Consider the following 19,133-nt stretch of genomic DNA (forward strand, 5'->3'; position numbering starts at 1 on the left):
AAGTTCATGTAGAGAAGATGAATACTCATGTAGAAGATGGAGATATTCATGTAAAGAAGGTCTCGTCATGTAGAAAAAGCGAATTTTCAGGTAGAAGAGATGAAAGTTCATGTAGAGAAGATGAATACTCATGTAGAAGATGGAGATATTCATGTAAAGAAGGTCTCGTCATGTAGAAAAGGCGAATTTTCATGTAGAAGAGATGAGTATTCATGTAGAGAAGAGGATTACTCATGTAGAAGACGGAAGCATTCATGTAGAGAAGGTCTCGTCATGTAGAAAAGGCGAATTTTCATGTAGAAAAGATGAGTGTTCATGTAGAGAAGATGAATACTCATGTAGAAGATGGAGATATTCATGTAAAGAAGGTCTCGTCATGTAGAAAAGGCGAATTTTCATGTAGAAGAGATGAAAGTTCATGTAGAGAAGATGAATACTCATGTAGAAGACAAAAACTTTCACATTGAAAATTAATGCGGTTATCATCATAGCCATTCACAGGATTCCGGTTAATAATGAGCAATAATCAACAAAAAAGCGTCCCCAGAATCAATAAGATCCCTGGAGACGCTTTTTAAATACTTTCTATTTCTTCTCCAACCCAACCGCAAAGCCCAGATACATCAAGGCGTTGCGGGCTTTAAAGGCGGTGGTCATCGCCAGGCGCTCGAGTTCGATCTGTGTCATCTGATGCTTGCGGAGCTCGCCGGTTTGGGCGATTTCTTCCTGCTTGGTGATGACTTGGACAAAGCTGCGTTCCATCTGGTCGCGCAGCAGCAGTGCACGGACGGTGGCGATGTTCTGTGTTTTGGATTGTTCGTAGCCGAAGAGTTCTTTGGAATGCCAGAATAGGGCTTTGAGCGCGCCGTTTTTGGTGTCGCGGATAAACGGTTTGAGTGGGTTCGCCGGCTTTTCTTCCTCGAACCAGATGCGCTGCATGCCGGCACGCGGGTCTTTCATATCGAGCTGGTAATAATGGCTGACGAATTGGGCAACTTTCGAGAACAAAGAGAAGGACTGACGGTAGACAGCCTTTAATTGCTCGTTGCGTTCAGGGCTTGGCTCTTTTTCGAGTGCTTCGAACAGGGTCCAGCGCAGCACGGTGAATTCTGAAACCATGGAATCCATGAAAGCTTCGAGGAATGCGCCGCGTTCTTCGTCATCCGCTTCTTTGTGGCGATAGTTCAGTGTGTCGATTCTCATGGTGCCGGATGGATCGACTTCGTTGTTGTCGTTCAATAAAAGCCGGTGCTTGGCGCACCAGTCGCGGTACTCCCACTCGCGGCCTTCGAAAAAGTTCGGCTTGTAGTTTCCGGTGATGTCGACCGGCCCGATTTCCTCCAGCATTTTTACGGCCAGCTTCAAACGGTCTGCGTACAAGGCGCGGCCGTTGGTGTTGCTGATGTTTTCGGCGCCTTTTTGAAGCAAGTCGCGAGATAAGTGAAGCGCCTCGGCTTTTTCTTCTTTGCCGCGCAGGAACGTGGAATAGAACAATAATCCCCATCCACGTTCAGCGTCTTTGCGCTCATAGGACGGATCCTTTTCGCCTTCGGTCATCTGTTCCAACACATCAAGCCCATCGATTGAGCGGCCGACGTAAATCAAGGCTTCTGCGTAATTCAGGCAGATTTGATTCCATATCGTGGGCGGCACTTTCCCGCGGAACTGGGCGTGCAGGCTTTCGAACAGGAAGAGCTGGCGCTGCTTCATCGGACTGTTCCATTCTTTTTGCAGCTGATGCTGGATGCCGAGCTGGCTGCTCTCGAGCAAGATGGCAAGCGGATATGCGGCTTGGCCTTCCAGGCGTTTTTTCAAATGGCTGATGATCTCGCTGAGCTTTTCCGGCTCGGTGCGGGTTTTCTGAAATTGCTGCAGCAGGTGCTGTGCAGCCTGGTAAATTTCCTTCAATTCAAACTGCCCGTAATCGTCTGATTGGGCAATATCATGTAATGTCGACATGGGAACCCTCCTTGGATAGGTGCTTCTCTTATTATTGTATCGAAGAGCGGCGGATGGGTCACGCCTATTGTCGGAATTTTATGGGATTGGGAGGGTTTGTTCGGGATCTAGCTTGAAAAGGAATAAAAAAGGAGGATAACCTAAAGTTTTTTCTGCCTTTATTATTTTCAGAATTTTTAGTATTTTTAAGATGTATTCATAGAATTTTGCTGGTAAACTAGGCACAAGAAAGTAAATCATTACGCGAAGGAGTGACGATTGTGAAGAAGCTGATGGGTGTGCTGGTCGTCGTGCTGTCTCTGTTTTTGGTGCTGCCTGTTGCCGCTGCTGCCCCGGATTTGCCGGAAAGTCATTCGTTTTATGAGGAAATCACCTATTTGATGGAGAAAGGCGTGATCACCGGTTATGCGGATGGCAAGGTTCGGCCGGACGCAGAAGTGACCCGCGCCCAGGCGGCTGTGATGATCGGGCGTCTGCAGGGCTTGGATGGCACGAAAAAAGCGACGCCGTTCCGTGACGTGCCGGCGGGCTATTACGCGAGCGGCTATATCGCTGAAGTGGCGGAAGCGGGCTACTTTAAAGGCTACGGAAATGGAACTTTCCGACCGGAAGCGCCGATCATTCGCGGGGATATGGCATTGATTGTTGAACGGGTCTTCGATCTGGCCTTTACGTTCAACCAGTCGTTTGCGGATGTGCCGAGAAATGCCTACTACGCGGAAGCCATCAGTAAAATTCTGGCGGCGAACATCACCATCGGGTATCCGGATAACACGTTCCGGCCCCAACAGGAGGTGACGCGCGGACAGTTTTCCGCTTTCCTGGCACGTGCGTTGGAGCCGGAATTCAAAAATGATGCAACCATTGCGCGTTCCTATCAGAAAGACAAGACCAAAACCTATACCTACCGCATGTCGGATGGCACAACAGCCGTCCACCGTTTCGTGGATGTGCCGGACCGGGACGGCTTGACTTTCGGATTCATGTGGACCGCCGAAGTGGACAGCGACACTTACGAATACATGGAGTTTGAAAGCCATCAGCTCTTTGCGTTCGGCTACCCGTATTCGGAGTACGATGTCGCACTCGTCTATCCGGTGCGGGTCGGACAAACTTTTGATACGGGGCTCGGCGACGAAACCATCATCCACACAATCACCGGTGTCAATAAAACCGTCAAGACTCCCTACAAGACATTCACCAATGCTACGGAAGTGACGGTGCAGGATGGCTTCAAGTATTACATGGCGGAAGGCTTCGCGACCATCAAATCCATCAGCGCAGAGGGACGGGTGGAGAGTGAATTGGTGCGTGTGGAGTAGAATGGTTTTAGTGGGTATTGTGGATTTGTAGTGAGTTTATGAGAAAAGGTGCCTGGCACCCAGAAAAAACCAGCCAGCTTCTTGCCGAAGCTGGCTGTTTGGTTTGGGTAGAAAAACAGTGTCAGGCACGCACACGATTCTGAGAGTTGCATAATTCCTGGAATCGGTTTATATTAAATGAGGCATCAAACGTTGAGGGGTCAATTGAATGTTCCCCTTGATAAATAGAAGAAGAAAAAGGAGAAATTCCAGCTATGCAAACACTACAAAAGACAAATGATTTCAATGAAATCGTCAACGGACGCCGTTCGATTAAGCAATATGACCCGACAGTCAAAATCAGTCGGGAGGAGATGAGTGAAATCCTCGCTCAAGCTTCGAAAGCCCCGTCCTCCATCAATATGCAGCCGTGGCGCTTTCTGGTGATCGACACCGTTGAAGGGAAAGAAAAGCTTGCGCCTCTTGCTTCGTTCAATCTGGAAAAAGTCATGAGCGCCTCTGCGGTAATCGCTGTCTTCGGTGATCGCCAAAACTTTGACTACGCTGAGGAAATCTACGGCAAAGCAGTTGAACATGGCTATATGCCCGAAGAAGTGAAGGAATTCCAGTTGAATTACTTTAGACCTTTGTATGAAGGGATTTCAGATGAGCAAATGAAGGACATCGTCATGCTGGATTCTGGTCTTGTGGCGATGCAGCTGATGCTGGTGGCACGTGCGTTTGGATACGATACGAATCCGATCGGCGGCTATGAGAAGGATAAAATTGCTGAAGCTTTCGGCATGGAAAAAGACCGGTATATTCCGGTGATGCTCATTTCCATCGGCAAAGCGCTCAATGAAGGTTTCCAGTCGTATCGCCTTCCTGTCGATACGATTACGACTTGGAGCTGAGTGTAGGTACTGAAGATTGAGTATTGGCCGGTTATGTATTATATTTGACTGGTCAATGAATAGTGGACAACGCTATCAATTGGCTGCAACGAGTAGGTAGGAGGTCAATTCATGTCGTGTTCATTTTCCAAGCAGGAACAAGTGCTGCAGCTGTTTAAAGGACTGACGAATCAAATTAGCCCAAAGTTCGAACGGTGTACAGGCATTAGTGCGTCGCGCTATGAACTGCTGTCCCAGCTTTATAATACAGACGAAATCAATCAGTCGACGCTTCAAAAAGCGGTTAATATCGACGGAGCGGCCATTACCCGCCATCTTAAGCAATTGGAGGTCAATGGCATGGTCACAAGGCGTAGAAATCCGGCTGATAACCGGGTCATCTTTGTCAGCCTGACTGAGGAAGGCCGTAAGCAGATCGTTGAATACCGAAAAGAAAACATGGGTTTTGTGAAACAAATGCTGCATGATTTCACACCGGAAGAGGTCGACGCCTTGTCCGACATGTTGACGCGCATGCAAACGAATATTAGTGAATACTGATAATCAAAATACAGATAAAAGGATGGTTGATGTTTTATGATGATTATTCACGCACACTTGCAGGTAAAACCAGATCAGCAACAGGCTTTTTTGGACGAATGCAAAATTCTTGTCCAAGCTTCAAGAGAAGAAGCGGGCAACATCAGCTACGATTTGATGAAATCCACTGAACAGGATGGCCACTTTACCATGGTGGAAGTTTGGAAGGATCCCGAAGCGATTGCGGCTCATAACACGAGTGAGCATTTCACTGCTTTTGGCCAAAAAGCGCCTGCTTTCATGGCTGCGCCTATGAAGCTTGACGTATTCAGCGGAGAGTCTGTTCAATTATAAGTGCACTTGCTCTTTATCGCCGTTCTGCTTTTTGCGGGCGGCGATTTTTTTGTTGTTGAGGCGTGAAAGTGTCAAAGTAGGTACGTTGCAATCGAATACGCACGCTCAGCAGAATTTATGCACGCTCAAAAGAAAATACGCACGCTCAGCAGAGTTTATGCACGCTCAATAAAAGTGCGTCACCCATTCCAGAAAAACAGAAAACAGCCCGCTTCGGCAAGAAGCGGGCTGTTTCTTTAATTTCCACTCATTCAATACTAAACTGCACCCATGCCGCCATCGACACGGTACTGGACACCGGTGATGAACGTACTTTCATCAGATGCCAGGAACAGCACGAGGTTCGAGATGTCTTCCGACTCGCCATAACGGCCGAGCGGAATGCTTTTCGCCATCGTGGCTTGGTCCACCTCCAGGCCGGTCTCGAGAGAACGCATCATGCGCGTGTTGACAGGAGACGGGTGGATTGAATTGACGCGGATGTTATGCGGTGCGTTTTCAACCGCCGCAGCTTTCGTCAAGCCGACGACCGCATGTTTCGATGTGATATACGGCGATACGTTCGGCGATCCGCCAAGTCCTGCAACGGACGAGGTGTTGATGATGCTGCCGGATTTTTGTTTGATCATGACCGGCAGGACCTTTTGGAGACCCAGGAATACGCCGCGTACATTGACGGCGATGACCTTATCAAAGTCCTCCACTTTTTGTTCGGTGATCGGTGCCACTTTTCCTTCAATGCCGGCGTTATTGAAGAAGATATCGATTTTGCCGAATTGCTCTACGGTCTTATCGACATACTTTTGCACATCTTCTTCTTTGGAGACATCCGCCTGAACCGTCAGGACATTGTCGCCCAGCTCTTTCTTCGCGTCAGCGAGTGCATCTTCGAACAAGTCGACCAGTACGACAGAAGCCCCTTCCTCCAAGAAACGCTTTGCTGTAACTTTGCCGATTCCTCCGGCTCCCCCTGTAATTACTGCTACTTTATCCTGTAATCTTCCCATAGACGATCTCTCCTTCTATTGACTGAATTGATTGAAAATTAAAACACTACACTGTCCATTCTACTCCTCTTGTTTTTGGAATCAACAGAAAGGATTATAGAACGGCAATCCATGGCCCATTATTACTTCCTTCATTTTATTTTCAGTAAACCAATCGCCACATTTTAATGCTTTTAGTACTTCCATAATAAGGATTGGATAAATGGTGCCTGGCACCCACACAATTCCTCACCTAATGATAACAAATAATCAAAATTTAAATTTAAGTTGAAAGTTAGTTGTCAAAGTGATATAGTTCGATTAATAAAATATTTCGACAACGAACAGGAGGGCAGCAGGTACAATCACGTGAACAATGACAGCATGTATTGACCATAAAAGATAGGGAGTTTTCAAATGACGGTTTTAAAGCAGATCCAGCACAAATTAATCGTTTCCTGTCAGGCATTGGAAAGTGAGCCGCTTCATGATCCTTACATAATGGGGAAGATGGCTTTAGCGGCTAAGATGGGCGGTGCTGAAGGAATCCGTGCCAACACGGTGAAGGATATTCAGGCGATCAAGAAAGAAGTCGATCTGCCGATCATCGGCATCATCAAACAGGATTACCCGGGCAACAATGTCTACATCACTTCCACGATAAAGGAAATTGATGAACTGTATCAGGAAGGCGTGGACATCATCGCAATGGATGCAACCAAGCAGGAAAGACCGGATGGCCGAAGCTTCGAGGAATTCTTTTTCGAAGTGAAGCTGAAGTATCCCGACCAGTTGTTCATGGCGGATGTCTCGACCATCGAAGAAGCGCTCATGGCTGAGAAAGCCGGCGTGGATATTGCAGCACCGACACTTGCTGGCTATACACCTTATTCAATCGGGACCGTTCCGTTGGAATTGGTGAAACAAATGGCGGATCAACTGTCGATTCCGGTGATAGCGGAAGGGAATTTCGATACACCCGAGAAAGCACAATCGGCACTTCTCGCCGGGGCTCATTGTGTGGTTGTTGGAAGCGCTATCACACGTCCGCAGCTGATTACAGAAAAATTTGCAAAAGCGATAGAAGAAAAAACAGAAAAGGGACAGGTGATGAAATGAAGGGCTTATATACAGCATTGATGTGCTCATTTGATGAACAAGGAAACGTGAACGAAAAAGGATTACGGGAGATTGTCCGTTACAATATCGAAGTTTCGGAAGTGGACGGTCTATACGTCAACGGCAGTACCGGAGAAAATTTCCTCATTTCCACTGAACAGAAAAAGCAGATTTTCGAAATCGTCAAAGATGAAGTTGGGGACAAAGTGAAACTGATTGCGCAAGTCGGCTCTTTGAATATCGAAGAAGCATCGGATCTGGCTCATTTCGTTACGGACCTAGGGTATGACGCGATTTCGGCAGTGACGCCGTTCTACTATAAATTCGACTTCGAGGAAATCAAAGACTATTACAATACGATTCTGGAAGGCGTCGATACACAGCTCATCATTTATTCCATTCCGGCTTTAACGGGCGTCAACATGAACTTGGAGCAGTTCGGGGAACTGTTTGAAAATGAAAAGATCATCGGCGTGAAATTCACTGCACCGGATTTCTTCCTGCTTGAGCGCTTGCGCCATGCATTCCCGGACAAGCTGATCTATTCCGGATTCGATGAAATGCTGCTGTCTGCAAGTGTCTTGAATGTGGATGGGGCGATCGGCAGCACATTCAATGTCAACGGCAAAAGAGCCAAACAGATTTTCACTCTGGCACAGAGCGGGAAAATCGATGAAGCTCGCGAAATCCAGAAAGTGACCAATGACCTGATTGAAGAGATCCTGAAGAATGGCCTTTACCAGACCATCAAGGAAATGCTCGAAACACAAGGGGTCAACGCTGGATTTGTCAGAAAGCCGATGAAACAGCTGACTGAAGAAAAAGCAGTCAAAGCACGCGAACTCGCTAAAAAATATCTGTAAGGACTAACGGGGGGAATGGGATAGATGAATGGAACATTTGCGGTTATCGATTATGTGATTTTGTTTGCGTATTTATTGTTTATCTTGTATGTCGGAATTGCCTTTGCCAAAAAGGAAATGAAAGGCAAGGAATTCTTTAAAGGGGACGGTTCGATTCCATGGTGGGTGACCTCGGTCAGTTTGTTCGCGACTTTGCTGAGCCCGATTTCGTTCTTATCGCTTGCCGGCAACTCCTATTCAGGGACGTGGGAACTGTGGTTTGCTCAACTGGGGCTGCTGATTGCAGTGCCTGTAGCCATTTACTTTTTCCTGCCGGTTTATCGCAAACTGGATTTGGACACAGCTTATGAATATTTGGAACGCCGATTCGATAAACGGATGCGGATTTTGGGAAGCTTGCTCTTCATCGTCTACCAGATCGGGCGCATGTCGATCATCATGTATCTCCCTGCGATTGCATTAGCGACCGTAACCGGTATCAATGTAATTGTCATCATCCTGTTTATGGGTGTCATCGCCACCATCTATTCGGCTTTCGGTGGACTGAAATCCGTGCTTTGGACAGATTTCATCCAAGGCGTTGTCTTGATCGGCGGCGGTATATTCGCCTTGATCATTCTGTTATTCTCCATTAACGGAGGGCTTGGGGAAGTCATCAATGTGGGGACAAGCAACGAGAAATTCTTTGGAAATGTAGCCTTATTTGATCCGAACCTGATCAATAACAGCATTTTAATCATCATTTTGGGGGCTGGCTTATCGACGACGTTTTCGTATATTTCCAGCCAGGATATGGTGCAGCGCTATTTGACGACGAAAGATTTGAAGGAAATAAACAAAATGACGTATTTGAACGGCGCTTTGTCGCTCGGTACAGCTACTTTGTTCTTCCTGATCGGAACATCACTATACACCTTCTACTCGCAGCAAACCGCTGCGATGCCGACAGGAAAATCGGATTTGATCTTTGCGAATTTCATCGTCAGTGAGTTGCCTGTGGGTGTTTCTGGATTATTGATCGCCGGACTGTTCGCGGCTGGCCAATCGACGCTTTCAACAGGGCTCAATTCCGTAGCGACAAGCTGGACGCTCGATATCCAGCAGGTGTTGAGAAAAGACATGAGTGATGAAAAGAGTACGCGGATGGCCCGTATCGTATCGACGATCGTCGGCATCTTTTCGATTGCCTTCGCTATCATCCTTGCCTACTCCAGCGTCGGTTCTGCCTATTCATGGTTTAATGGCTTGATGGGCTTAGCGCTGGGAATCATCGGCGGTACCTTCACATTGGGTGTATTGACGAAGCGTGCAAACGCAAACGGGGCATTGTTCGGATTTATCGCTACAACTTTCCTGGCTATTTATATCTCATACTTCACGGACATTACTTTATGGGCGTATTCAATCATCAACTTGGTCGCTTCGATTGTCTTTGGCTACGGTTTCAGTTTGCTGTTCGCCAAGAAAGAAGAAAAAGACGACGAGGAAGGTGTCACATTCTTCGATTACAATAAAGTGCTAAAAGAAAAATAAGTTTTAGATTTAGGTGGGAGCATGGTGGAAATCTCTCGAAAGATCCAAACGGACGTATTAGTGGTGGGCAGCGGCCTGGCAGGGATTAAAGCTGCAAAAGAATTAGCTGACCACGGACATGAAGTCTTGATGGCGACAAAAATGAAGTTGGCTTCCGGGTCAAGTTTCTATCCGTTAAAAGCTTCGCTCGGCACACAAGTTACGAGCGGGGAGTCCGATAAAAAGGTCTTCTTGGCGGATATCGCAGCATCCAGCAGGGGAATGCACCGCCAGGACTTGGCGGAAGTCTATGTGGATGAAATTCCGGACCGCGTCGCAGAATACAGCGGCATCGGTGTCGTGTCCAAAAAGCTCGAAGGTTTACGGAAAGCTTGTTTTGCCGAACACCCCAGAGATATTTACTTGCTGAGTGATTGGGACCAGATCAGGGAAAACGTCTCCAGTATTTTCGGACGCTATGAGAACTTGACGGTGATGGAGCGGACAGTGGTCATTTCACTGATAAAAAAAGATCAGCGGATTGCCGGTGCGCTGATGCTGGATCAGCACAATCAAGTGGTGCTGGTGGAATGCAAAGCTGCCGTGCTCGCCACTGGCGGATTCGGCAGCATCTATAAGCACAACCTGAATCCGAATGATGTCGATGGATCGGGCCACATCCTGGCTCTTGAAGCGGGAGCGAGTCTGGTCAATATGGAGTTCATCCAATTCATCCCAGGCATTACGTCTCCGCGCTACAAGACCTTATTCGGTGAACATACGTTGGCCTATTGCCAAGACATCGTGAAGGAGGATGGAGAGAGCCTGTTGGATGCAGCACTTCCGGAAGGGCTTTCGAAAAAAGAATGCCTGGATATCCGCAGTACGCATGGACCATTTACAGACTCGCTGGAATCCAAGTATGTGGATATTGCGATGATGAAAGAAATCATTGCTGCCAAAAATGAAAAAGGCTTTGCATTAGTTTTCCGCAAAGAACTATACGAAAACAAAGAAGAGTTTTATACCGTATACTTGAATTGGCTGAAAACAAAAGGAATCGATATGCTGAAGGATGAGGTCCGGATTGCACCTTTTGCCCATGCCAGCAATGGCGGCGTCTATATCGATCCCCACGGGCGTTCCGGCGTTCCGGGCTTGTATGTCATCGGTGAACTGTCCTGCAATATCGAAGGCGCCAATAGGCTGGGCGGCAACTCGACTGGCGCCTGCATGGTGTTCGGAAAGCGGGCGGCTGCAGATTGCGGAGCCTATTTAAAAGAAGCCAGTGTTTCTTTCGTCAGTGACGAGGAAGCCGAACTTCAGTTGAAAGCGGTCTTCGGCAACTCTGTCGGCAATGGCAATGGTTCGGACGAATCAGCTGAATCCGATAAGGAACAACTTCATCAGACCGTAGAGAAGATCAGGGAGCTCATGTGGTATGCAGGCAATGTCGTGCGTTCAGAAAAGCAAATGATGGATGCATTGGAGCAGCTCCAATCGCTTCAGGCCGAATTGGCTATCAGCCGTTTGTTTGAACGGCAGGAAAACCGTAAAATGGTCATTAAAGCGAAAAACTTCATGAAGCTTTCCCGACTCCTGCTTCAAGTGATGCTCGAGCGAAAAGAAAGCCGTGGCGCGCATTACCGCGAGGATTATCCGACGGAAGATCCGGCATTCTCCAGACGCCTGTTTGTTTCAGAGACGTCTGATGGACTGCTGTCGCTAACATTCAGGGATGCGTGAATGAATAATACCTGTAATGAAAAGAGAAAAGCCTGATTGCGGTTTTTCTCTTTTTGTTCATTTAGAAAAGAGGGACGAAAAATGCAGCTTGGTGTCATTGATATTGGCGGAACGTTCATCAAATATGCAGTCGTCGACCAGGAAGGCCTGTTTCTGTCCCATGATTCAGTTCCGACAGATGCCCCCAGTGGCAGTAAGAAACTGATCGCCAAAATACTGGGTCTCTGCGACCAAATGATGGCGGATTTTGAAATCGGCGGCATCGCCATCAGCTCGGCCGGACAGATTGATGCGTTGCGGGGAGTAGTGGTCTTTGCGACAGATAATCTGCCGGGCTATACTGGAACAAGACTGGCCGAGCTGGTGTCCGGCCATACAGGTCTGCCGGTGAGGGTCGAAAATGATGTCAATTGCACGGCGCTCGGCGAATCCTGGAAAGGCGCCGCCCGTGGAGTGGAGAACTTCCTGTGTGTGACGATTGGAACCGGAGTAGGCGGCGCACTGTTTTTAAATGGAAAACTGTATACTGGTGCCGGATTTTCTGCCGGGGAAATCGGCCATCTGGTCCTTTACCCAGGCGGGAAAGCCTGTACATGCGGAAGCCGCGGCTGCTATGAGCAATATGCTTCGAGCTCGGCGCTTCAGCAGCTGATCTCAGAGGAATTCAGTGAGTGGATGGACCTAAAAGCGTTTTTCGGACGCGTGAAAGCGGAGGATTCGAAAGCACTTCTTCTGTTCGATGATTGGATTGACGACTTGACGACCGGCCTGCAATCACTCGTGCATCTGTTCAACCCCGAATTGATCGTCATCGGGGGCGGCATTTCCGCTCAAGGGGAATTTTTGCGGCAGGCGATTGAATCTTCCCTGAACAAGAAAATCATGCCGAACCACAAAAAACATCTGCAGATCAAAATGGCCGAGCATGACAATAAATCAAATTTACTGGGAGCGGCTAAGAACTTCTTCAGGAATTGAAAGGGGATGCTGATACGATGGAATCGAAAACAATTACAGGGCCGAAACCCTCCCTATTAATGGAGCAGCATAAGCATACCTTTACAAAATCCGAAAACAAAATATATGACTACATCCTGGCGCATCCGGATAAGGTTCTCTATCATTCATTGACGGAGCTGTCCGAATTGAGTGGAGTGGCGGAAGCGACGGTGCTGCGGTTTTTCCGGAAACTTGGATTCAAAGGTTTCCAGGATTTCAAATTCCTCTTCGCTCAGGAAGTACCGCCTGCAAACCATTCCTTACAAGACGAGTCATTCGTCTATCGGATCCGCAACAGCATCGTGCAGGCAATTGAAGATTCATCGGAAGTCGTGGATATGGATACTTTAGAGAAATCCATCCAGGCGATCGATGCTGCAGAGGACGTGGTGATCTTCGGCATCGGTTCCTCCGGAATTGCCGGACTCGACATGCAAAACCGCCTGATGCGGATCGGCAAGCACGTCAGCGCCATCACCGACTCGCATTTCCAAATTATGAGAGCCTCTTCGCTGACTGAAAAATCAGTGGTGATCGCCATCAGTTTGACGGGGAGCACGAAAGACATTGTCGATGCAGTCAAATTGGCGAAAGAAAAAAATGCGACAGTCATCGCCCTGACAAATTATGTGAAATCGCCATTGACCAAATACGCCGATTTTGTTTTGCTGTCATCTGCAAAAGAAAGTCCGTTAGACAGCGGCTCGCTGGTCTCGAAAATTGCCCAGTTGTATTTGATTGATTTGATATGTACTGGATTGACCATGAACAATGTTAAGGACGCTGAAAGTGTGAAAAGGGAAATTACCGAACATATTGCCGGCAAGCTGTATTAAAGCTGAAAAGCATTTACTGATTGGCTGCCGTTACGAGGTGAAAGTATGCAGATTCTGAAAGCGAAAGACTACGAAGAAATGAGCCGGATCGCCTGTAACTTGCTCGTGGAGCATATTCAACAGAACGAATCTCCGGTACTCGGACTGGCTACAGGCTCGACGCCTGAAGGGCTTTACAGGTGCTTGATTGAGGAATACAAAAAAGGGAAGGTTTCATTCCACAACATGTCGACATTCAATTTGGATGAGTACGTCGGCCTTGGAGTAGAAGATGCCAACAGCTATCAATGGTATATGACCGACAAACTCTTTGCCCACATCGATGTGCCGACCAGACAAATCCACTTGCCGAACGGTATATCACAAGAGGTGGAACAGGATTGCCTGGACTACGAAAGGCAGATTCAAGAAGCTGGCGGAATCGATATTCAAGTATTGGGACTCGGATTGAACGGCCATATCGGCTTCAATGAACCGGGAACACCGTTTTCGAGCAGAACCCACGCGGTTGAATTGGCCCAGTCCACGCGCCGCGCCAATGCCCGTTTCTTTTCGGGAATTGAAGAAGTGCCGACCCAGGCCATCAGCATGGGGATCGCCTCCATTATGGAAAGCAAAAAGATCCTGCTGCTGGTATCCGGAAAAGAAAAAGCGGAAGCTTTGTACCAGATGATGAACAGTGAGGTGTCGGAGAGCTTCCCCGCTTCGATTCTGCAGACACATCCGGATGTCACTGTCATCGCTGATGAATTGGCGTTGTCCAAAGTGCTTGAGTTTTATGGGGAAGATGGGGGCATTCCGGAGGTGGAAGAAGGCAAGGCTAGATAATTTCATATTCAGCAGTACGGAATTGAGCCTCAAATGGAAGACACGTCAACGTGCCGCCATTTGAGGCTTTTTTGTTTGAATAGAGAAAATACTGGACTTAAGTGCAGCATCAGACAAAAGAAATGTCTTCACCGGAAGGTTTAGCCTTAAGAGGAAAAGATTTTTTCATCGTTTGGACGAACATTTTCGTCAGTGGACTTTCAGTCGTATGGTTCCATGCGATGTATAGGTCCATTTGTCGTGTATTGCCTTTGATCTGGCGGTAGACGACGCCGCGTTTCGGATATTCCTGTTGGGCGGATTCAGTGACCAGAGTTACGCCGATGCCGGCAGAAACGAGCGATAGAATATGGGTGACGCCTTCTGCTTCCTGATGGATGACAGGACTCATCTTTCCGGAAAGGCAAATGGAAATGATCGTATCATAGTAGCCCGGCTCCAGGCGTCGGGGTGCCATGATGAATGGTTCATCTTTCAGTTCTTTGATCGCGATGGGTCCGGGGACAGCCGCCAGTGGATGATTGGCAGGCAGAGCCACGACAAACGGTGAGCTGTAGATAAGCTGGAAGCTGATTGCCGGGTCAGTGATCGGCGGGCAGATAAATCCGATATGGATATCGTTTTCCGTGAGCGCCCTCAACTGGTCGGTGCTGGACATTGGGTGCAGTGTAACTTTGATATCCGGATAGGCGGTCCGGTGCAGATGGACAAGCCGGATCAAGCTGGCATTTAAAGCACCGGTAAATGCCAGCTTCAGTATACCCGCTTCACCGGCATGGATTTTCCGGGTGTCTTCCATGGTGGTTTTCACTTTTGCGAGGATCTCATACGTCTCCTTCAAAAAATGCTTTCCTGCTGGTGTCAGTTCAACGAAACGGCTGTGCCGGTTAAAAAGCTTGACCTCCAATTCTTTTTCAAGTTGGATGATTTGCTGGCTGAGTGGAGGCTGGCTGATATTCAAGCGTTCGGCGGCCTTGCCGAAGTGAAGTTCTTCGGCCACCGCCACAAAATAATGCAGATGTCTGAGTTCTATGATGACCCCTCCAATGGCGATCAAGTCGTAAAACGTCTTAATCGACTTTTTATATATATTAGACGAAAAACGGGAACGTTGATAGTATTTTTTAAATAATTACATTTATTTAAATAGTCAATCAAGTACTGGTGATCATGGTTTTTAAGGAGGAAAAAGTATGGAAGCGACATCACTTGTCCTGAACGAATTAGCGAAAAGAAGTTTAGTGAACCATGCAGGAAAAACGGCCCTGCACGTGGATGGCGCGAGCTATACCTATAAAGAGCTGCATCTGGCGGCTAACCGCACAGCGCAGGCTTTCAAGGGATATGGAGTGGGCCATCAGTCGCGTGTCGGCCTGCTGTTGCCGAATTGCTACGAGTATGTTGTCAGTGAAGCAGCAATTTATCTGGCAGGTGCCACAAAGATTGCCTTGAACAGCATGGTCAGCAAAAATGATGTAAATTACATTCTAGCGGATGCAGAAGTGGAATTGTTGATTGTGCACGAATTTTATCTGCCGGTGGTAGAGCAGTTGCGGAGCAGACTGCCGAAGCTGCATACAATCATAGTGGTTGGAACAAAAAACACCAAAAAAGAGCTGGTGTCCTGGGAAGATTTCCAGGCGGCAGGATCTGATGAAGAGCTGACGGTCAAAACAAGCTCTTCCGATTTCTCTTTTATTCTTTATACCGGCGGGACTACCGGCAAGCCGAAAGGTGTTGTCCATACGTATGAAACCACAAGCTTGACGTTCACTTCCATCATTATTGAAGCGAATATCCAAAGTGATGAAAAAATCCTCGTAACGACGCCTTTGCCGCATGCGGCCGGATTATACACGTGGGCGGGATTGATCAGAGGTGCGGAAATCTTCATTGAAGATAAGTTCGAGGTGGAGACTGTGCTCCGGTATATTGAAAAAAACCGCATCACTTATTTGAGCCTTGTACCGACCATCCTTTACCGGCTGCTCGATTCGCTCGAAGGCAGGCAGATTGATGTTTCCTCCATCCGGACCATCCAATACGGGACAGCGCCGATCACTGCCGAACGTCTGAAACAGGGTCTTGAAGTTTTCGGCCAGGTATTCCTGCAGATCTATGGGTTGACGGAGACACAAAGTGCGGCCACTTGGCTGAAGAAAGAGTTCCATAGTGCAGAAGCTGAATACAGCCATCTATTGAAAAGTTGCGGAAGATCCACGATTTTCTCACAAGTGAAAGTGGTGGATGAAACGGGAGAAGAAGTTGCCAGCGGCGATGAAGGCGAAGTGGTGGTGAAGGCATTTACGAATATGGCCGGATACCTGAATCAACCTGAGAAGACCGCGGAAACGCTGAAAGATGGCTGGCTCCATACGGGAGACGTCGGAAAGATGGACGAACAGGGTTTCCTGTATCTGCTCGACCGGGCGAAAGACATGATGATCAGCGGGGGCATGAACGTCTATTCTTCCGAAGTGGAGAATGTCATCCAGGAACATCCGGACGTAGCGCAAGCAGCCGTGATCGGTGTGCCGGACGCAGACTGGGGAGAAGCCGTGACGGCTTTCGTCACAGCCAAAAATGGAAGCTTGGACATTGATGAAGTGATGGCCATCTGCAAAGCCCAGCTTTCAAAATACAAAAGTCCGAAAACCATCCATCTTGTCGATGCATTGCCGCTGACGTCGTACGGAAAAATCGATAAGAAAAAACTGCGGGAACCTTATTGGGAACTGGCGGATCGACGCATATGACCCTTGAATGGAAGGAGTGGAGAGCATGAAAACTTACGAAACATTGAAAGTGGAAGACCGTTCACCGGTTCTCTATGTCACATTCAATCGACCGGAAAAAGCGAACGCGATGAACAGGCAAATGGATGAGGAATTGTCCGATTTGGTGTCAGCGGTCGGCAGTGACCGAAATTACCGTTTCATCGTTTTTACTGGGGCGGGAAAAGTTTTTTCAGCAGGTGCAGATATCAAAGAAGTAAAGAAGAACATTGAAGAAAATCCGACTGATCCTTCCTGGATCCGGAAAGATCAAATCAACCGCCAGGAGTTCTTACGGAAATTTGACGCGCTGGATCAAATCACGATTGCGGCGATCAACGGTCCGGCATTCGGTGCAGGGATGGCGCTTGCCATGGCTTGTGATTTCCGCGTGATGGCGGAAGAAGCGACGCTGAGTTTGCCGGAAGTGGAGCGCGGCATGTTTTTCTCAGGAGGCGGAACACCTCGGCTCGTCAATTTGATCGGCGCTGCAAGAGCCAAGGAATTGATCATGCTGGGGGATGTGGTTTCTGCACAGGAAGCAAAGGAGATCGGCCTGATCACAAAAGCCGTTCCGGGTGATGGACTCGCTGACTCAGTGGAGGAAATGCTTTTGAAGCTGCAGCAAAAGCCGTTCGATCCGCTGCGCATCACCAAGAAAATCGTCAATGCTTCAGTGCCTAGGTTCGAGAACCTGCTTTATTATGAAGCAGAACTGCAGCAGCAGATGCTGCTGCACGGAGAGACGCTGGATCAGATCAATGACTTTGTCGGACAGCCGAAAAAGGACGGAATCCATCCGCGTTGAAGAAAAGCCTTTTAAAATAAGCAGGAAGGAGATGAATAGATGAAGTATGCGAAAAGAGTGAAGTTGGTTTTTGTCATCGCGCTTGTGTTCTTGCTGTCAGCGTGCGGAGTGGGGAGAGCAGCGAACCACAACGGCATCTACGAGCTGAGTTTCAATATCCAGGTGCCATCGACGCACCAATTCCATACCGAAGCCATTGAACCGTGGGCTGAGCTTGTAGAAGAAAAAACAGAAGGCAGAGTAAAAGTGAATATCTATAATAGCGGAGCTCTTGGCACCTTAAGTACCGCATACGATGACATCCAAGGCGCTGTATATGATATCGGCTATGTCAGCCCGAGTCTCCATCCCGATACGGAACTGTTCCCCTTGTCGATCGGTGATTTGCCTTTCGGCTTATCGGATCCTTTCGACAGCACGGAAGTGTTGACGCCGTTTATAGAAAAATACATGGCAGATACACTTGAAGATGTCGTGCCGCTTGGCGTTTCCGCAACCGATTCGTATCAGCTGTACAGCAAAGAGCCGGTGGAAACGGTGGAAGACGTCAAGAATCAGAAAATCATCGCTTCCGGTTATCAGCGGGTGCAATTGCTCGGTTTGTGGGATGCGGTTCCAGTCACGCTGGGATTGGAAGAAATTTATACCTCGCTTGACCGCAATACCGTCAACCAGGCTACATACACTTCGATTGGAGCGGTGGGGCTGAAGCTGAACGAAGTGGCACCGTATATGACCAAAATTGATATGGGCAATACCACACTATTCTTTTTGATGAATGAACGGACACTGCAAGGTCTTCCTGAAGATATTCAGACGCTTTTTGAAGAAGAATTGGCACCGGCGCTCGAAAAGCTGAACAGCGAACTGTACGGCGGTGCATCGGCTGAAGCCATTAGCGTCTATGGCGAAAGTGTAGCAGAAAAAGGCGGACGTGTGATCCAGCCGGATGAAGAAGTGCTGGCCGAGTTCAAGAAACCGGCAAAAGCAGTATGGGAAGATTGGGCGCATATGGCCGACGAAAAAGGTTTTGACGGCAACGAAATGCTACAGTTCTATAAAGATTCGTTAGTGGAGGCTGGGCTGAGTGTGCCCTATTAACGATTAAGTGAAAGCGGGTGGGAGGATGAACTACGTGAAATCTCTGGTTTCATTTATAACCAATCTGGCAAAATGGATTTCGTTTTCGATGTTGATTGTGATGGTTCCGCTGGTCACGTATTTCTCGATTTCCCGAAGTCTGGGATATCCGGTTATTGGGGATATTGAAATCGTCCAATTCAGCATGGTCGTACTGATTATGGGGTCTTTAGCGTATACGGAAGCGGCCGGGGCTCACATTTCAATCGGTGTCATCGCCGACCGATTCCCGGCAAAAGCCCAATTGGCACTGGATTTTTTGGCTCAAGTATTGACGATTCTATTTTGCTTTATCGTCTGCTGGGCATTTATCGTGAAGATCAATTTCGACCAGACTTCCGATTTATTGAACCTGTCGTTTGTGCCTTTTAAAGTGTTTCTGGTGCTTTGCTTTATCGGCTGGGCACTTGAAGCGGCGATGAAATTCATCCGGAATGTCGGAGATTACAACGCATCTAGTAAGAGCAAGTAGGAA

Annotated in this window: 18 protein-coding genes; 15 read left to right on the forward strand and 3 right to left on the reverse strand. The window is 48.0% G+C overall.

Going from position 1 to position 19,133, the window contains the following annotated elements; all coding sequences use genetic code 11:
- Positions 1–585 precede the first annotated feature (585 nt).
- Entirely contained in the window at positions 586–1,959 is a 1,374-nt protein-coding gene (locus Q0785_RS19525) for an LA2681 family HEPN domain-containing protein (RefSeq protein WP_298834264.1), read from the reverse strand.
- Positions 1,960–2,219: 260 nt separating this feature from the next.
- On the opposite strand from Q0785_RS19525, the gene Q0785_RS19530 reads away from it, so the two are divergent.
- The 4 genes from Q0785_RS19530 to Q0785_RS19545 all read left to right on the forward strand — a co-directional run bounded on the left by Q0785_RS19530 (position 2,220) and on the right by Q0785_RS19545 (position 5,047).
- Entirely contained in the window at positions 2,220–3,281 is a 1,062-nt protein-coding gene (locus tag Q0785_RS19530; RefSeq protein WP_298834267.1) for an S-layer homology domain-containing protein, read from the forward strand.
- A 254-nt stretch (positions 3,282–3,535) separates the two neighbouring features.
- The gene (locus Q0785_RS19535) at positions 3,536–4,174 is read left to right on the forward strand and encodes a nitroreductase family protein (RefSeq protein WP_298834270.1); all 639 of its coding nucleotides are present in this window, start codon (positions 3,536–3,538) and stop codon (positions 4,172–4,174) included.
- Between the two features lie 111 nt (positions 4,175–4,285).
- On the forward strand, positions 4,286–4,714 hold the full coding sequence (locus Q0785_RS19540; protein WP_298834273.1) for a MarR family transcriptional regulator: 429 nt from the start codon (positions 4,286–4,288) through the stop codon (positions 4,712–4,714).
- A gap of 36 nt (positions 4,715–4,750) precedes the next feature.
- Complete coding sequence (locus Q0785_RS19545) at positions 4,751–5,047, forward strand: putative quinol monooxygenase (RefSeq protein ID WP_223634559.1); 297 nt, start codon at positions 4,751–4,753, stop codon at positions 5,045–5,047.
- Between the two features lie 257 nt (positions 5,048–5,304).
- On the opposite strand, the gene Q0785_RS19550 is transcribed toward Q0785_RS19545, so the two are convergent.
- Positions 5,305–6,054: a glucose 1-dehydrogenase gene (locus Q0785_RS19550; protein WP_298834279.1), complete on the reverse strand. Its 750-nt coding sequence runs from the start codon at positions 6,052–6,054 to the stop codon at positions 5,305–5,307.
- 396 nt (positions 6,055–6,450) lie between these two features.
- Here Q0785_RS19550 and Q0785_RS19555 point away from each other — a divergent pair, with 396 nt between their 5' ends.
- The 7 genes from Q0785_RS19555 (at position 6,451) to nagB (ending at position 13,936) form a co-directional block, all read left to right on the forward strand.
- Positions 6,451–7,152 (forward strand): N-acetylmannosamine-6-phosphate 2-epimerase, encoded by a 702-nt coding sequence (locus Q0785_RS19555; protein ID WP_298834282.1) that lies wholly within the window; start codon positions 6,451–6,453, stop codon positions 7,150–7,152.
- Positions 7,149–8,015, forward strand: a complete 867-nt coding sequence (locus Q0785_RS19560) for an N-acetylneuraminate lyase (RefSeq protein ID WP_223634551.1) — start codon at positions 7,149–7,151, stop codon at positions 8,013–8,015. Before Q0785_RS19555 ends, Q0785_RS19560 begins: the two co-directional genes overlap by 4 nt.
- 24 nt (positions 8,016–8,039) lie before the next feature.
- Entirely contained in the window at positions 8,040–9,548 is a 1,509-nt protein-coding gene (locus tag Q0785_RS19565) for a sodium:solute symporter (protein WP_298834287.1), read from the forward strand.
- A gap of 21 nt (positions 9,549–9,569) precedes the next feature.
- Positions 9,570–11,273, forward strand: a complete 1,704-nt coding sequence (locus Q0785_RS19570; RefSeq protein WP_298834289.1) for an FAD-binding protein — start codon at positions 9,570–9,572, stop codon at positions 11,271–11,273.
- A gap of 81 nt (positions 11,274–11,354) precedes the next feature.
- On the forward strand, positions 11,355–12,251 hold the full coding sequence (locus Q0785_RS19575; protein WP_298834292.1) for an ROK family protein: 897 nt from the start codon (positions 11,355–11,357) through the stop codon (positions 12,249–12,251).
- Between the two features lie 17 nt (positions 12,252–12,268).
- The gene (locus Q0785_RS19580; RefSeq protein WP_298834293.1) at positions 12,269–13,108 is read left to right on the forward strand and encodes a MurR/RpiR family transcriptional regulator; all 840 of its coding nucleotides are present in this window, start codon (positions 12,269–12,271) and stop codon (positions 13,106–13,108) included.
- 45 nt (positions 13,109–13,153) lie between these two features.
- Entirely contained in the window at positions 13,154–13,936 is a 783-nt protein-coding gene (gene nagB / locus Q0785_RS19585) for a glucosamine-6-phosphate deaminase (RefSeq protein ID WP_298834296.1), read from the forward strand.
- Positions 13,937–14,045: 109 nt separating this feature from the next.
- Here the strand turns inward: nagB and Q0785_RS19590 are convergent, their stop codons facing one another.
- A complete protein-coding gene (locus Q0785_RS19590) occupies positions 14,046–14,993 on the reverse strand; it encodes a LysR family transcriptional regulator (RefSeq protein WP_298834301.1) in 948 nt (315 codons plus the stop codon).
- A gap of 136 nt (positions 14,994–15,129) precedes the next feature.
- Between Q0785_RS19590 and Q0785_RS19595 the strand changes: the two genes are divergently transcribed.
- Genes Q0785_RS19595 through Q0785_RS19610 form a run of 4 tightly spaced genes read left to right on the forward strand, consistent with a single transcriptional unit; the run spans position 15,130 to position 19,130 of the window.
- Positions 15,130–16,692 (forward strand): AMP-binding protein, encoded by a 1,563-nt coding sequence (locus Q0785_RS19595; RefSeq protein ID WP_298834304.1) that lies wholly within the window; start codon positions 15,130–15,132, stop codon positions 16,690–16,692.
- 25 nt (positions 16,693–16,717) lie between these two features.
- Positions 16,718–17,518, forward strand: coding sequence for an enoyl-CoA hydratase/isomerase family protein (locus Q0785_RS19600; RefSeq protein WP_298834307.1), 801 nt, complete (start codon positions 16,718–16,720; stop codon positions 17,516–17,518).
- A 39-nt stretch (positions 17,519–17,557) separates the two neighbouring features.
- Positions 17,558–18,619 carry a TRAP transporter substrate-binding protein DctP gene (dctP, locus tag Q0785_RS19605; protein ID WP_298834310.1) on the forward strand — a complete coding sequence of 354 codons (1,062 nt, stop codon included), beginning with the start codon at positions 17,558–17,560 and terminating at the stop codon, positions 18,617–18,619.
- 25 nt (positions 18,620–18,644) lie between these two features.
- Complete coding sequence (locus tag Q0785_RS19610) at positions 18,645–19,130, forward strand: TRAP transporter small permease (protein WP_298834313.1); 486 nt, start codon at positions 18,645–18,647, stop codon at positions 19,128–19,130.
- The last annotated feature ends 3 nt before the right edge of the window (positions 19,131–19,133 follow it).

The organism is uncultured Planococcus sp. (assembly GCF_947501725.1).
In the GTDB taxonomy this organism is placed as follows: Bacteria; Bacillota; Bacilli; order Bacillales_A; family Planococcaceae; genus Planococcus; species Planococcus donghaensis_C.